The sequence below is a fragment of the Aurantimicrobium photophilum genome (genome assembly GCF_003194085.1).
Lineage (GTDB): Bacteria > Actinomycetota > Actinomycetes > Actinomycetales > Microbacteriaceae > Aurantimicrobium > Aurantimicrobium photophilum.
On record NZ_CP023994.1, the window covers coordinates 144917 to 160687 of the forward strand.

A 15771-nucleotide genomic window follows, 5' to 3' on the forward strand; every position below is an offset into this window, starting at 1 on the left:
TCACACTCGATGGTGCGGAGCTGAAAACTCCAGGTTTTGATTCCTTGATTGTTCCAGGTCTTTTACAGCGGAACCGAAGCCGTCAAGAGAACTCCTCTGGGAACAGCCACCCGTGACCATTCAAGAGTCATATCATCTAGAAGCCGGGTCCCAATTCCTGGTTCTGGGTTTGTGGTCAAACCAGTACCGTTATCTGACACGGAAATGATTACATCTGATTCGTCTTCGCTGAGTGCGATGCTGATCTCAATCTCTGAAGCATCGCCATGGCGTATGGCATTGGAAACTGCTTCGCGGATCACTTCAATGACAATGCTGGAGGTTGTTGAGGAGGCATCAAGCAGTTCTATGGTTGTCTTTTCACACTCCACATCAATCTCAACTACTCCTGCCCACAACGAGGCAAGATCGCTCACACCACGCTTAACTGAGTAGTCCCGAACGGGAGAATCATTCAGGAGCTCAAGGGCATGTTCAATGTGTTGGCGAATCAAGTCTCCTTCTGCTGCTCCCGGGAGGGCATCTGGAAGCAAAGATTGAATGCGCTTGAGCGAGGCAGCAATGGCATCTTGGATAGGGCCGTGGAGCACGTGTGACACAGCTTGTTCGAAATGGCGTGCACTGACGTTGTCTGTGATGACGCGCCTTCGAAGTTGGGTCGTTGCCTCAACAAGTTCACGGTTAGTCGCCTTCAATAAATTTGAGACAGAAATAATCAGGGCGAGAGACCACGACATAACAACGAAGTAGAGGGCCGCTGAAATCACTACTCGGCTGTTGAAAAATTCCAGCCCAAACTCAAGTTCAAGAAGGGAATTCACAACAAGAGGGGTTACCAACATCAGCATTGAGAACACAATCGCACGGGGAAAGAGCCCCAGTTTCTGTGTAGTTTTTTTCCACACAAACCGAGACAACATAAACCACAGAGCAAAAACAACAACTCCCGACAAGTAGGGAAGTAAGAAATTAGAACCTGCTGCTGTCGCAATAACCTGAAACGAAACAAACGCAGTCCACACTGTCAACCACAGAGGGTGAATGGGGTTGGTTTCCAGCGCATGTTTTGTCACACTTGACCATCGAATACGACTAGGGACAGCACTTGGCTCATTCTCTGACACAGAGCTGAACTCTCGGCCGAGCCGGTGACTAATGGGTCTGACCACATCATCGATGAGCGACTTGAGATGCTGAGCATCTGCGTTCACGTTTTTGCCTGTGACAGAAGACAACGCAGATTCTAGTTGGGCTCTAATGGAGGAAACCAGTGCAGTGCGACGTTCCTCCAGCAGAAGTTCGATATCTTCTTGAGCGATTCGTAGTTCGCTCAGGGTGTGAACGAGCTTGCTGTTGTTTTCACTGAAGTCTCGTGCCATGGACACCAAACTGGACACCACAATTCCGGCAACAAAAATGTTGAATTGAGAACCATAAATTCGGCTGAGCAACATATCAGGCGTTGACATATCCAGACTGACCAAGAGCTGGTCAAAAACAATAGATCTTGTGAATGCTGTGAGCTGAAGCATAACAATGATCACGAAAGGTCTTGCTTTTTCTGTGACTCGAGGAATGATCACATATCGCGTAAACAGCAGCATCACAATTACGACAAGGACGGAGAGAACAACACATCCAACGAACAGAAGTTCTCTCCCAGCTGCGTTGGAGTTCGTGATGACAAAACTTCCCACGAACTGCAATGTTGCGACAACGGTAATAACTATCCAGTTAATGGAGTCAGTTCGTCCGAGTCTTCGCCATACTTCTCTCATTCGCCTGGTCTTTTCGGAAGACCACTTTCAACAACGAAAATCCGTATTGCCTCCACCCTCGGAACGACCTTGTCTTCGCTGGTGAGACCAAAAGTCTTGAATACTCCTGAGACAAGTTGCTCGACAGAAGACAGACTCACTTTTCTTTGAGCCGCTATCTCCTTATTACTGAGCCCCTGTGCCATCATGTGAAGGATTTCCCGCTGGCTCTTGGTGAGTTTGTGAAGCATTCCTTGTTCACGTTTATCGTGACGTAAGTTTGTGGTGCGACCGCGCATGGCTTCGCGGATAGCCTCAACCAATCCTTGAGTGGATTGGATCACGCTTTTGCGAAGGTAGGCAACCCCGTCGGGAATCCGAGAATCTTTGGCGCCTGCACTGACTGTATCGCCGTAACGACTAAGCAGAATGGGGGCTATTCCAGGCCTGCTTTTGTGCACAAACTGCACAAATTCAATGCCGTTGGGGCCCTCACCTAAATCAATGTCTACGAGAACAGCATCGGGATCAAAATCTTTAAGTGCTTCTTTAGCGCTGAGCGCTGATGTTGCAAGACGCGTCTCGAATCCTTCGTTAGCTAGCGCACTGGTGATCAGCGAGCCAGTAAATTCGTCGTCTTCTACGACCAGAATTCTGGGCTTAATCACAAGGCCACCTTTGATTGAGGTTGTGTAGCATTTTCTCACTTTCACCAGTGGCGCTGCCTATTTTTCTGGGGTACACCCCAGAAAAACATTTAATGACCTGAAACGTATTTTGCTGGGGTGTGCCCTAGAGAAATCAGGCATGAAAATTTGTCTTGATTATTTTGTTTCTCAGGCTATTTTGTTGGGAGAAATATGAGTCCCACTGGCTGGTTCGTGCATCGCTTATCAATTTTTGCAGTGCTATCCAGAGTGTTTGCATTGCTTGGCACTTCACTGAACGGAGCAACGGCTCAAGCTGTTAATAACGACACTTTGACTGTCTACTACGATGCCCCGTTTGTTCAGAGCTCTTACCTATCTGGAACAGCTAACACACTCAGAGAAACGTTACAGCCACGCCCCGTTAAAGGCTGAAATTAATTTTCAAGTCGTTATCCCATAATGTGATTGTCCAGTTAGCTTGCTTTCTTCATCGGGATGGAATCCAAAGCAGGAGCTCAAGTGCAAGCCTTTGACCTTGAATAAGGAGTCTTTTTCTGTGGCTTAAAACCGAGGCGTCAAAGTTCACGTTGATTTTGTAGCTCAAAAGTGCTTCATCATCAACTGTCAGAACCCCTAGTTCTTGCTGACGCACTAGCGTTGAATTTTGATGTCGACATGACTTCCGAGCAGTAGCTCACGTCAAAACTGGCTCGTGGACACGCTGTGGACACAATTCAGTAAGAGTCTGCATTAATCTGTACTAGCGAAATACCCCCAAAAACACAGTAATTCCGGGCACTTCTTATATAGCCCCAGTAACGACGGGGAATAGGAAGAGAATTCAAATCCCACCGGGACCGCCATGTGATGTCGCAAGACATCGGAAACACCTGAACCCACGGGTTCAGGTGTTTCTTTCATTTCTGGGGTTGATAATCGCGGCTTGTGTCGAGGGTGAGTTCTCTGAGTAGTTCGCCTGTTTGTTGGTCAACAGCTCGGATTTCTAGGTCGTCTACGAGCGTGATCACTCGCGTCTGTATCGCCGTAGCGGCGGGCTGCTTCGGCTTGTGAAATCTTTTCAACGTTGATGGCGGTGATGATGAGCCGGGCTTTGTTCATTGCTCAAGTTGAGCAGTGTTTGTTTCTTATGTCTTGAGACATGTGTTTCCTATGTCCTGCAACCACACACCACCGGGACCGCCAGAAGGACCCCCTTGACTAAAGGGGGCCCTTATTCCTCTGAAGTGCTTCTCCTGAATTCTTTATTTCGGTTAGCGTTGTCATCACATAGGCTGTCAAACATGGTTGCCGCACAGGACAATTTCACACGTCGGTTACTGCTCGTGGAAGATGATCAGCTCACGCGAGGTCTTATTTCTAGCTTGTTTAGCCAAGCTGGTTTTGAGGTTGAATCCTGTGGTACTGCAGCCGAGGGGGCTGACTTGGCCCAGAGGTTTGACCCCGACGTCATGGTTGTCGACATCTCCTTAGGAGAGGGACCAACGGGCATTGATCTCATCCAGGCCATGAGGAATGCATACCCACATATGGCATTTGTGGTGCTTTCTAACTATGCGGCACTCCCTGTGGCTATTAAGGACTTCAAGAAGGTTGCTTATTTGCGGAAGCGTGATGTCGCAGACCCTCAAATGCTTATTCAAGCACTCGAAGAAGTTCTTCACGATTTTGATCCAAGCGGCACATTCCCTATCGAACAGCACAACGTTTTAAGCACTTTGACAGCGCAGCAACTTCAGGTCCTGGCCTTGATTTCCCAAGGACTGAGCAATCATGAGATTGCTCTTCGCAGGGGAACCACTATCCAATCAACTGAGCAGTTAATTGGACGAATTTACAGATCTCTGGGACTTGAACGTGACAGCGCGAAAAGTATGAGAGTCCAAGCGACCAGCATCTACAACTCCATCACTGGCGCCATTGTAAATTCATGAATGCTCTATTCACCCGAATTTATGCAGCGAAACCTTTTACTTGGCAAGCGTTTGTCGGGATGGGTCTGGGCCTTTTAGCTTTCAGCCCCAGCATTTTAGTTAAGAGTCAGGGCTATCCACCTGAAATCTGGCGCGCTTTACTGCTTGTTTCCCTCGTACTTTTGGCACTCGTAACTGTCACGCTTAAATCGTTGTTGTTGAACAATCGAACGGTCGGAGAGAAACCTTTAGTGGCGTGGAGCCTTCTTATCGGTCTATCCATTTTGTTTCCGATCATCATCAGAAATGTTGCTAATGGAATTTTTCATCTAGTTGATTTTCAGCCGGGTTTTTTTCGGTATTTCACAATAGGCATGATTTGGCTTTTAGGAACGCTTATCTTTGCCGTAGTCGTCAATGAAACTAGGGAATTTAGAAAAGAACTTGGCAATTTGAGATCTCAACTTGCCACAGCGCATCGTTTTCAAAAAGTGGAACAGAGCACTCTGGAAGAACTCCGGTTGGAGCTACTTTCCAATGTGAAAACAACCCTGAAGAAAGCCTTTGAAAAACTGGTTCCCAAAATGTCTCAACGCGATGCATCAGCACAACTGCAGGAACTTCTGGACGATGTTGTCAGGCCTTTGGCTTCAACTTTGAGTAGCCGAGATGTTGAGTTCAGTGATGCCCAAGGGCCTGATGTGAATAAGCTCCGGGTCAGCGTTAAGGAAGTTGCCAACCGACTTACGGATACCAATCCGTTCGAATATAAATGGGCACCAGTTCTCGTAGCGCTTCCCACTCTTTCTATGAAGACATGGGTGGTGCCATTTCCTATTGCTCTGCTTTCATTTTTCTGCAGCGTGGCTTTTCTATTCGTCGCACTCTATGTTTCTCATTATTTTTTCGCTAGGTACCTCAACAAATCAACAAGACGACTTTCGTTGTTGATCATGGTTACAACGTTCTTCGCAATTGGGCTGCTAGATACCCTCATTGCAGGAATTATCGTGGGTCTGGATCCATCTTCTGTGGGCTTATTAATAGCTTTTACTGAGTTTGGAGCCCTGATGTTGTTGGCGTTACTGAGGGCCATTCCTCGAGAACGACAACGACTACTCAAAGAGCTCGATGCTGCTCTCTCTCATGTGGAGTGGATGAATACTCGACGAGGGCAATTAATTTGGGTAGAACAACAAAGATTTGCTCGTCTCGTCCACGGGGACATCCAGGCAAAAATCCTGGCGACGATTTTAGACCTGTCGCTCAACGTGAAAAATGGCCAGCTTTCACAAGATCAAATTACTCAGTTACAGGTCAAGTGCGAGGCCGCACTTGACCATCCCGAGAAAAGGATCTCACTCACTGCCTTTCTTCACTCTTTGGCGAAACTATGGTCTGCAAGCGTAGTTATCTCGACAGATATTTCTAAAAAAGTAAAGGCTCAAATCGAGGCGGATCCCGTTGCTCAAGAAGCTGTCATTGAAATCATTCGAGAGGCCCTGAATAATGCGGTCAAATACTCTCACTCCACCTCAATCACTATTTCTATCGAAATTCAGAACCCCACTGCTAAAGAGAATTCGTTTCCTTTTTCGCTGCTACATATTCAGGTAGTCAGTGACGTCAAAAGTGCATCAACCGCTTTGAGCGATTTCGGCGGAAAACCAGGACAGGGCACAGCACTCTTTGATCAACTCAGTAAAAAATGGAAACTACATCTTGATGGTGATTCTTCACGATTGGTTGCATACGTTCCGATCGGTGATCATACGTAGCTGCGGCACTTGGTAAACCAAGTATTTTAAGAGCCACTGGCCCTCAAAGACCTTTCATAGTGTTATGAAGAAGTTTGTTTCCTCGATTGTTGTTCTTTTTCTCGTTTGTGCTGCGGGCTTGGTGACGGCCAGTGCAGCACAAGCAGCTACGACTGACTTCATCAGCACCTGGGACACAAGAAACACATCAAGCGGAAGCTCAGATGCGAACAGTGTTGCTCTGCCACTGCGAAGCGACGGATCATATAACTTCACCGTCAACTGGGGCGACAATTCAAGCAGCACCATTACCGCTTACAACGACCCCGCAGTTACGCACGCCTATGCTACGCCCGGCACATACGTAATCACGATAACTGGCCAAATCACTGGCTTCGCATTCCAAGACGGGGGGGACAAGCTCAAACTCACCGATATCTCCCAGTGGGGCTCACTAAAACTTGGCAATAGCGAGGGCTACTTTCAAGGTGCCGCGAACTTCAACTCGTCCGCAACTGATGCGCCGGACCTCACAGCTACTACGACACTTAAGAATGCCTTCCAAGGTGCCACATCATTCAACGGTGCTATCGACAACTGGAACGTATCTGGCGTCACAAACTTAGAGTCAGCATTTGACAATGCAACTTCGTTCAACAAGCCCCTGAACAGTTGGGACGTGAGCAACGTCACAGAGATGAGATCAGTATTTTATGGAGCCTCGGCATTTAACCAGTCGCTAAGCAACTGGAACGTCTCAAAGGTATGGCATTTCGGCATCATGTTCAGTGGCGCCTCGGCATTCAACCAGAGTTTAGGGTCATGGGATATTGCATCCGGTGGTATTGCCGCAAACCGTGAAACCCAGCTCGATGAAATGCTTCTTGACACAGCTCTAAGCAGCGAAAATTACGGACTCACTCTTCTAGGGTGGAGCCAACTGCCAAACATCAACTCGATGCATCTCAATGGCGCAGGTGACATTGCCCCTAACAGCTTTGCAACGAACGCAAGGTATTCCAGCGATGCGCCGGTACTAGCGGCACGCGAAGCGCTGGTCTCAAACGGATGGAATATCACCGATGGTGGCCCTGCGCTGATTCGCGTTGGGCAATCTCATGTCGTCACCGCGACGTATACAAACGGAACGAACCCAGCTGTGACGCAGACCTTTGATTCGATCACATTGGATGGCGACAGTAGCCAAGATTTCCAAATCGATTTGTCAGCAACGACATGTTTGGCAACAATCAACCCCGGTGCAAGTTGCCAAATTGGGCTGATCTTCACACCCAGTTTTGAAGGACACCGCGAGGCACATTTGCACTTACACGAACAAGGAAACCCACAATCGTTATTCAGTCAAGCTACGGTAGACGAAATTGCAGAAGGCGACTGTGAGTCACAATTCACGCAAGGTTCTGGAGTACAGAACGATCCTTATTTGATTTCAACGCTTGATCAATTGAACTGCATCACTGCAGTCGACTCCGCCGGTACATCCACACACCTTGGAGCGGCCTACCAACTCGTCTCAGATCTCAACCTTGGATCAGACGATGTCGCATTCAATCCACTTGGCACTTGGAATCATGAATTCTCAGGAATTTTTGATGGCAACGGGCACACAGTGACGAATATGACGACCTCTGGCTTATGGGCAGGCTTCATGCCGTGGCCCAAGAGCGCCATTATCAAAAACCTCACCTTTACAAATGCAAACGTAACCTCTGAGAATGATGGTGGTGTACTTTCGTCCTACGTCGATGGTGGCACTGTCATTGAGAACGTACACGTGGTAGGTGGAACACTCACAGGCACTCGTTCTGGCGTCTATGGCGGGCTTGCTGCTTTTGTCACCGGCGCCACCATAAGTAATAGCTCAGCTACTGCGGCAATTCATATAGATGCGTTGAATGCCTGGGCCGGGGGCTTAGTGGGACAACTCGACGGTTCGTCTAATTTTGTAGAAAAATCATACTCCGGAGGCAGCATCGACTACGTTGGTGTGGGAACACCGGAATGGGCTGCGTTCGGTGGACTTGTTGGCGGTATGAACGCGACCAGTCTTGGTAGCAGTATCGTCAACTGTTATACAACCACGGACATCAACTCCTCACTCAACGGATCAATCACCACACTCGGTGGATTGATCGGCAACTTGAGTGCCGGCACAGTGAATAATTCACTTGCGTTAGGTAACATCTCTGCAGCGCAGAACAACGTAGTGAACGGGTTCGTTGGGTACGCAGAAGCAGACGACACTCTCTTTACTCTCTCCGGCAACTTCTGGGACACTGGAATTACCGGTCTCGCAACAGACACACTCGTCGCAGACGGAGAATTAGTAGGGCTCAACTCGACTGATCTTTCAACTCTGGCTACTTTTACTTCTGCATCATGGGATATCTCGCGTACCTGGGATGCCTCCAAGGCCTGGTTTGCCCCCCAGGGCTCATACCCAGTTCTTTCATGGGAAGGCGACTCCGCTTTCAACGCTGCAGCTAATCCAGGTGACTTTGGCAGTTCAGATGGCTCCAGTGGGAATGGGGGTTCTGGTGGTTCCAATGGGAATAGCGGTTCCGGGACAGATTCTAATTCCGGATCTGGAGTAGGGGTGAGTGCCAACATCCGGATGAGTGCCGGCATTGGCCAACCAATCGCTGGCACAACGACAACCTTTGTTGCGAATGGACTGCAACAGTCTGCTCCGTTCGATATCGTTGTTCGCTCAACTCCTCAAACCCTTGCAACGGGAAATGCAGTTGCTGGTTCGGTGAACACAACCGTCACTATGCCAGGTGGACTGGACGCTGGATGGCACTCACTCACATTTAGCTCAACAGCTAGCGATGGATCTGCCTTTACGCAGGTGTTGTATTTCCGGCTCTCAGATTCAGGTCTTTTGCTTGAGACAAGCACGACAATGCCAGCAGATTTGGCTTTTACCGGTTCGAATACCATGGGGTATTTGGGATTTGCTCTGGGTCTCTTTGTTGTCGGTTTAGTGGCAATTGCGATGCGACGCGTGTTGAACGTGCGCCGGCAACCTACCCAACCTCAGGTGCTTTCTGGAGATTAGTTGCACTTAGCCGTTGGTGCATTAATTAAGGAATTTCTTCGTTGATAATGGCAAGCCTTTTCATGGACACAACGTGGACACGATTCAGGGAGACTCTGCCTTAAACGGAACTAACGGGACGCTCCAAACAACAGCTTATTTCCGGGGAATTCTCAAAAACTCCGGTAACGCTGGGGGATACGAAGAGAATTCAAATCCCACCGGGACCGCCATGTCTTATGACAACAGAAGCTCCTGAATCCTCTGGATTCAGGAGCTTCGTGGTTTCAGGTCTAGGGGTTATTGTAAATAGCGTGTAAACCGACCCTGCGCCATATCACGACGGTTTCGTGATGTTCTGTTTCAAAATGAAAAGTGGCACGGCCGTCAGGCCCCGAAAACGACCAGGTGATGGCACATACTCCCTGCGCACCCTTGAGCTTTTCGAATCTCAATGAACCCGGCCATGAGTGGGCTACTGGGTCGTGTTCAAGTGCTTTGCAGGATTCTATGAATACTTTGAGTGCTTTGTGGAAGGTGGCTTTGTCTGAAGTACTGAGCTTTTTATAGTCGCGTTCAAACTGGGGCGTAGTCCGGTACTTCACAAGCGCTTACTTTAGGGAGTCGAGAAATTCCTCACCGGAGTTATACACAGTCCCTAGACCTGCCGCGGCTTCTTCGCCAGCAATCCGCTCGCCTTCTTGCCATTCTTTGGTCCAGAACCAAGCTTGGTCTGCCGGAATGGGAAGCATGGGGCGAAGCACGATTTCACCATTGCGTTCAATGAGTTCCACCTGCGCACCAGGTTCATCGAGATGAAACTTTTTGCGGATCGCAGCGGGCAGTGAGATTTGGCCACGGTCCCGGACATTGATGTAGGTGCTCATAAGAAGAAGTATGACAGAATTTCAGAATTTCTGAAATACGGATCTGTTTATTGTGGATTACTTCCCGCGAAAGTGACGAACGCAGCTACTCACGCCTTGTTTCTGTGGCGCTGTAAAGGATTGGTGCGGACGACCCTTCATGCTCGACGCACTAGCGTTGAACTATGACGTCATCCGAAACATCCGATAAGACCGAGGAAGCAACTGCTCCCGCAACCATCCCGTTCAGCGAACTGGGGTTGTCCGACGCAGTCCTCAAGTCTCTGAAGGATGTCGGTTACGAAATTCCTTCCGCTATTCAGGCAGCCACGATCCCCATCCTCCTTGAGGGAAAGGATGTTGTTGGTCTTGCCCAGACTGGTACCGGTAAGACCGCAGCTTTTGCACTGCCCATTCTTTCTCGCCTGGACCTCTCTCAGAAGAGCCCACAGGCCCTTGTACTAGCTCCTACCCGTGAACTCGCACTCCAGGTCTGTGAAGCTTTCGAGAAGTATGCCTCCCACATGAAGGGCGTGCACGTTCTTCCTGTTTATGGTGGCCAGGGTTATGGCACCCAGCTTTCTGCACTGCGTCGTGGAGTCCACATTGTGGTGGGAACTCCCGGTCGCATCATGGACCACCTTCAAAAGGGAACTCTTGATCTCACCGCGCTGAAGTACTTAGTCCTCGATGAGGCAGATGAAATGCTCAAGATGGGCTTTGCTGAGGACGTTGAGACGATCCTCGCTGACACACCTTCGGACAAGCAGGTGGCACTGTTCTCGGCAACCATGCCTGCCCAGATTCGCCGGATTTCGAAGCAGTACCTCAACGATCCCGAAGAGATCACGATCAAGAACAAGACCACAACCTCTTCGACCATCACGCAGCGATACCTCATGGTCTCCTATCCCCAAAAGGTGGATGCGCTCACCCGCATCCTCGAAGTTGAAAACTTCGAAGGCATGATCATCTTCACCCGCACCAAGAACGAAACCGAGACGTTGGCAGAGAAACTCCGCGCTCGCGGATACTCCGCCATGGCAATTAATGGTGACGTTCCTCAGGCCACGCGAGAGCGCACGGTTGAACAGCTCAAGTCCGGCAAGCTCGACATCTTGGTTGCCACCGATGTTGCAGCACGTGGTTTGGACGTCGAACGCATTAGCCACGTGGTCAACTTTGATATTCCGATTGATACCGAGTCTTATGTTCACCGCATTGGCCGCACCGGCCGTGCGGGACGCAGCGGAGCTGCAATCAGCTTCGTTACTCCCCGAGAGAGCAGACTCCTCAACGCCATCGAGCGCGCAACGCGTCAGCCACTGACCCAGATGCAGCTGCCGAGCGTGGAAGACGTCAACGTCACACGTCTGGCTCGCTTCGACGATGCCATTACTGAAGCGCTCGCTCAGCCAAACCTCATTCTCCAGTTCCGTGAGATTGTTGGCCACTACATCGAACACCACGATGTTCCAGAAGCTGATGTTGCCGCCGCTCTTGCTGTTGTTGCTCAGGGTGACACTCCTCTTCTGCTCTCTGCAGAGGACGAGCGCGCACAGCGTTACGCACGTGAAGAGCAGACCCGCAAGGAACGTGCTGAACGTGGTGACCGCGGAGACCGAGGTGGTCGTAATGACCGAGGTGGTCGTAATGACCGCGGTGACCGGGGCGATCGCGGAGACCGCGGGGGACGTCCTTCTCGGGATGATCGCTACTCTCGTGACGACCGCCCACCCCGTGAGCGTTTCAACCGTGAGGATCGCCCAGAGCGTCGTCCACGCGAGAGCAACCAGCCCATGTCCTCTTACAGAATTGAAGTGGGCAAGCGACACAAGGTTGAGCCTCGCCAAATTGTGGGTGCTCTTGCTAACGAGGGTGGCCTCAGCCGCGATGACTTTGGCGCGATCAAGATTCTTCCCGATCACTCCATTGTTGAACTTCCCGCAAACCTCGGAAATGATGTTTTCGGCAGGCTCGAGGGAACCCGCATCAGCGGAAAGCTCATCGAGCTTCGTGCTGACAGCTCTTCCTCTGCTCGTCGTGACGATCGCGACGAGCGCCCAGCACGCAAGCCACGTCACTAAGGAGCCTGACCAGAAATCAAAACTCTTTCAGTTGAGGAAGTAACTTCTCAACGAGAGTAATGATCTGTTTCACATGAGGGACATAGGAGAGAACTTCATGTGATGAAAGTTCAACCAAAGGCCCTGATGGGTACTCTGCGTTATTTCTGAGCCTTCGCATGAGGTCGAACTTTCTCAGCACTTCTCCGTGAGGTGGTGCAAACTGGGCCAGCAGCACCTCACTGAGCACAGCATGTGCGCCTTCACCTGTGGGGCGTAGACCCTGAGCCAGTAAGGGTGCCGTCATGGTTTTACGAGCCCCGTCATAAAGCAACTGGAAAGCACCTGTGCCATCTTGGGATGCAAGTGTTGTGGCTGAAGCAACGTGTTTTTGTGCCTGCACGACTAATTCGATGGCGCGCTGAGGTTGAGCATCAACCAGTTGCAGTCTTCCATCGCGAAGGAGTTTCTCGACGGTAACTCGACCTTTGTCTGGCATCTTTTCAACCATGGTGATCTCCTACATCAGAGGAATTTCGATTAGAGGTTGTGACTTTACTGTGGTGATGAAGGGGTCCTCTGCTTTTTTCCACAGCTCAGATGAGCACCGTTGAATGTTGACGTCCATCCTCAACGCAGCAGAGGCTTTCTCGGCGATTGAATCGGCAGCTTCATAGTCGAGGGCGCCAACGAGAAGCACGTCAATATCGGCTGGTGGTTTTCCTTGCCGCCCTGCGCGGCGTGCTGCCCAGGAACCAAAAATATATGCCTCTTCAATTCCGGGTATTCCCTCAATAAGATCCGACAGGACAATCAGCGGTCCGTAGGAATGTTCAACCAGAGCAAGTAGTGGTTGGTAAAGGGGATGCGTGACAGTGGCGTGAACGAGTCTGGATTTTCCTACTCTGCGTTCACTCGTTATTCCTAACAGCGCCAGTCGTTCAATTTCCTTATGCACCGTAGCCACATTGACCTCGGTCAGAGTGGAGATATCAGTGAGGCTGTATTCGGTTTCTGGGTGCAGCAGAATCAGGGTAAGAATTTCCGCTTGCGAGTCTGAACGAAAAAGCGGTGATAGCGCAGGTACTTTTGCTTTCATAAAAACTAAATATATCTTTATTTTATACAAAACAAAATAATGATGTGGATGTCTCTCCATTCATCTGGTGTCGCCCTTCCTGCCGCGCCCGGCGATATGGTGATGACAATTCGAGGGAGTAAGAACATGAACAAGTCACTGTTCTGGATTTATGTGGTTTTGTCGATCGTCGGCCTTGTCACTGCCTGGATCTTCAACGGTCTTGCTGTGATGAATAACCAGGACTACATGAACGCCTGGTTTGGCACTGCAGCGGACTGGGTGCTTTCGGCAGACTTCACCGTCGTGGCAATTGCCGTTGTGGTGTTCATGATCACTGAAGCTCGTCGACTCAAGATGAAGCGCGTTTGGCTCTACATCCTGCTTTCCGGTGTCACCGCAATGGCATTCACCTTCCCGCTGTTTATGGCCATGCGTGAACGTCAGCTGGCAAAGATTTCTTCAACACAGATTGCTGTCTAGGCTGAAGTCATGGCGAACAACAACTCCATCAAGAGCATTGGCTCCACTAACTCCGTGCTGAGTTTGTGGTCGACCAATTCGTTTATGTCGATTGGCTCGAGAGGTTCTGCCTTCTCAATTGGGTCGATCGGGTCCTTCGGCAGCATCTTGTCTGTGGGTTCGTTCCTCAGCGTGCTGAGCATCATGTCGAGCATCGCATTCCTGGGATTGATGGCTTCTCGGAACCGTCGAAAGAAGTAGTTCTCTTCGTTTTTCCTCACCTTTCGGGGGAATAGCCCCTTTCTCAGGTTTTCTCCGGTAGAAATAGGTCATGAGCGTGCGAACTCCTGATCCCAACGGCGGCTGGCTAAGTGATGACGAACTCTCCTCCATCCGCCGCCGACTTCCCCTCCTTTATGTTGAGGCTGTTCCAGTCCGCGTTGACGGTCTCGGCGTTGTCACCGAGGTGGGACTGTTGTTGCGAGCAAACGCCACTGGTGAAATGACCCGCACGATCGTCTCTGGCCGCGTGATGTATGGCGAGACGCTCCGTGAGGCCCTCTTCCGTCACTTGGAGAAGGACCTGGGTCCGATGGCTTTCCCCCTCCTGCCGGCTAACCCCAATCCTTTCCATGTTGCCGAGTATTTCCCCCTGCCCGGCATCTCCCAGTTCACTGATGAGCGTCAGCATGCTGTGTCTTTGGCTTATGTGGTTCCTGTCACGGGAACGTGTGATCCTCGCCAAGATGCGCTCGAAATCACCTGGCTCACTCCTCGTGAAGCAGCCAGCGATGCCGTCTCTGCCGAGATGGAGGGTGGTCGCGGGGCACTTCTCCGGGCAGCCTTAGCCTCCGTGGGTGCGCTGAACTAGCACTAACTGTTAATAGGGGGATAAACCCCCTGTTTGAACTCCTGCCCTAAATTTTCGCCAATAACTGCCCATATACTTGTGAAGACTGTTTATTCTGGCTTGTTTGGCGAAAGGACACCGTGGATAACGATCTTCCCGTTGTGCTTGCCAAGAGGGGTCTAGACCCCGCGCAAGTTGATATCGCGCTGGGTGATATTCACGCTGAAGCATCCCGACTTGAGGCCGAGCGCGCCCAAATCGATAAGCAAATTGACAAACTCACGCGTGAAATCGCTGAAGTTCGCAGCGCCCTTAAGCGGGCCAGTGCCAAGCCATCTTTTTCTGACTTGGGTGCTGCTTTCGAACAGACTCTTCGAGTTGCGGAAGAACAAGCCGGCAAACTGATCTCCGATGCTCAGGTTTCTAGTAGTGAAACTCGACGAGCAGCTGAAGCAGAAGCCTCCGCAATTACCGAATCAGCAGAGAAGCAGGCAGCTACTCTGCTCAAGGATTCTCAGGAGCGCGTTACACGTCTGCTCGCAGAATCTGAGAAGAAGCTTGCGGCCACTCTCAAGGTTGCACAAACCGCATTAGCTCAGGCTGAACCACAGTTCGCCGAAGCTCAAAAGATTGCTTCTTCTATTTCTCGAGAAGGCGAACAGCGCCGCCTGGCCCTGGAGACCGAACTTGCTCGAGAAGTCGAACAGTCACGCGCAGAAATCGCAACCCTTCGCCAGCTCCACGAACGCGACCACCGCCGCATCAGTGATGAGGTTGACGCAGCCCGAGCCAAGGCAGAACGCGAAAGCTCACGTTTGGCTTCAGAGAATGAAGCCTACATTCGCCATTTGCTTGAAAGCTCACAGGTTCAGTTCGATGAGGCAAGCGAGCGTGCTCGCGAGATGGTTGTTGAAGCTCAAACCAACTTTGGTTTGGCGCGCCAGGAAGCCATTGCGATGTTGCGTGAAGCTCGTGAAACTGCTGCACGTATTGTTCGACGTGCACGCGTTCGCGCTGAAACTCTTACGCAGCGTTTGGAAGAGCGCAACGCGATCTTGCTGGCAAACGGTGAGCAACTCGTAGAGGATCTCTCGGCTGAGACGGATGCCGTTCAGGCATTCAACTCTGAACTTCGAGTGATTTCGATGAGCGAGCCTGCAGACAGTACCTCCGATGATTCATTCGACTTCGATGCCCTCGCAGACGAAGACCTTGTTGAGGAATTAACTCCAGAGTCGTTGAACATGAACGATGATTCCGTGTCCCCTGAGAAGTCGGAAGGCTAGGGATAAG

General features: G+C 50.5%; 13 protein-coding genes. 8 read left to right on the forward strand and 5 right to left on the reverse strand.

Going from position 1 to position 15771, the window contains the following annotated elements; translation table 11 throughout:
• Window positions 1-62: 62 nt before the first annotated feature.
• Together AURMO_RS00760 and AURMO_RS00765 are read right to left on the reverse strand one after the other, a co-directional pair.
• Entirely contained in the window at window positions 63-1778 is a 1716-nt protein-coding gene (locus tag AURMO_RS00760) for an ATP-binding protein (protein ID WP_110232696.1), read from the reverse strand.
• Entirely contained in the window at window positions 1775-2425 is a 651-nt protein-coding gene (locus AURMO_RS00765) for a response regulator transcription factor (protein ID WP_162532621.1), read from the reverse strand. Before AURMO_RS00765 ends, AURMO_RS00760 begins: the two co-directional genes overlap by 4 nt.
• A gap of 1283 nt (window positions 2426-3708) precedes the next feature.
• Here AURMO_RS00765 and AURMO_RS00770 point away from each other — a divergent pair.
• The 3 genes from AURMO_RS00770 to AURMO_RS00780 all read left to right on the forward strand — a co-directional run bounded on the left by AURMO_RS00770 (window position 3709) and on the right by AURMO_RS00780 (window position 9177).
• Window positions 3709-4359, forward strand: coding sequence for a response regulator transcription factor (locus tag AURMO_RS00770; RefSeq protein WP_110232698.1), 651 nt, complete (start codon window positions 3709-3711; stop codon window positions 4357-4359).
• A complete protein-coding gene (locus AURMO_RS00775) occupies window positions 4356-6116 on the forward strand; it encodes a sensor histidine kinase (protein ID WP_110232699.1) in 1761 nt (586 codons plus the stop codon). The genes AURMO_RS00770 and AURMO_RS00775 overlap by 4 nt, the downstream gene beginning before the upstream one ends.
• A gap of 64 nt (window positions 6117-6180) precedes the next feature.
• Window positions 6181-9177, forward strand: coding sequence for a BspA family leucine-rich repeat surface protein (locus AURMO_RS00780; RefSeq protein WP_110232700.1), 2997 nt, complete (start codon window positions 6181-6183; stop codon window positions 9175-9177).
• 590 nt (window positions 9178-9767) lie between these two features.
• On the opposite strand, the gene AURMO_RS00790 is transcribed toward AURMO_RS00780, so the two are convergent.
• Window positions 9768-10043 (reverse strand): AbrB/MazE/SpoVT family DNA-binding domain-containing protein, encoded by a 276-nt coding sequence (locus tag AURMO_RS00790; protein WP_110232702.1) that lies wholly within the window; start codon window positions 10041-10043, stop codon window positions 9768-9770.
• A gap of 164 nt (window positions 10044-10207) precedes the next feature.
• On the opposite strand from AURMO_RS00790, the gene AURMO_RS00795 reads away from it, so the two are divergent.
• Entirely contained in the window at window positions 10208-12109 is a 1902-nt protein-coding gene (locus tag AURMO_RS00795; protein ID WP_110232703.1) for a DEAD/DEAH box helicase, read from the forward strand.
• Window positions 12110-12125: 16 nt separating this feature from the next.
• Here AURMO_RS00795 and AURMO_RS00800 read toward each other — a convergent pair whose 3' ends face one another.
• Together AURMO_RS00800 and AURMO_RS00805 are read right to left on the reverse strand one after the other, a co-directional pair.
• Window positions 12126-12599: a hypothetical protein gene (locus AURMO_RS00800; RefSeq protein ID WP_110232704.1), complete on the reverse strand. Its 474-nt coding sequence runs from the start codon at window positions 12597-12599 to the stop codon at window positions 12126-12128.
• 9 nt (window positions 12600-12608) lie between these two features.
• Complete coding sequence (locus tag AURMO_RS00805) at window positions 12609-13187, reverse strand: ArsR family transcriptional regulator (protein WP_162532622.1); 579 nt, start codon at window positions 13185-13187, stop codon at window positions 12609-12611.
• 126 nt (window positions 13188-13313) lie between these two features.
• Here AURMO_RS00805 and AURMO_RS00810 point away from each other — a divergent pair, with 126 nt between their 5' ends.
• The 4 genes from AURMO_RS00810 (at window position 13314) to AURMO_RS00825 (ending at window position 15764) form a co-directional block, all read left to right on the forward strand.
• Window positions 13314-13649 (forward strand): DUF2834 domain-containing protein, encoded by a 336-nt coding sequence (locus tag AURMO_RS00810; protein ID WP_204163625.1) that lies wholly within the window; start codon window positions 13314-13316, stop codon window positions 13647-13649.
• 9 nt (window positions 13650-13658) lie between these two features.
• On the forward strand, window positions 13659-13889 hold the full coding sequence (locus tag AURMO_RS00815) for a hypothetical protein (protein WP_110232706.1): 231 nt from the start codon (window positions 13659-13661) through the stop codon (window positions 13887-13889).
• 70 nt (window positions 13890-13959) lie between these two features.
• The gene (locus AURMO_RS00820) at window positions 13960-14499 is read left to right on the forward strand and encodes an NUDIX hydrolase family protein (RefSeq protein WP_110232707.1); all 540 of its coding nucleotides are present in this window, start codon (window positions 13960-13962) and stop codon (window positions 14497-14499) included.
• Between the two features lie 119 nt (window positions 14500-14618).
• Complete coding sequence (locus AURMO_RS00825; protein ID WP_110232708.1) at window positions 14619-15764, forward strand: coiled-coil domain-containing protein; 1146 nt, start codon at window positions 14619-14621, stop codon at window positions 15762-15764.
• Window positions 15765-15771 lie beyond the last annotated feature (7 nt).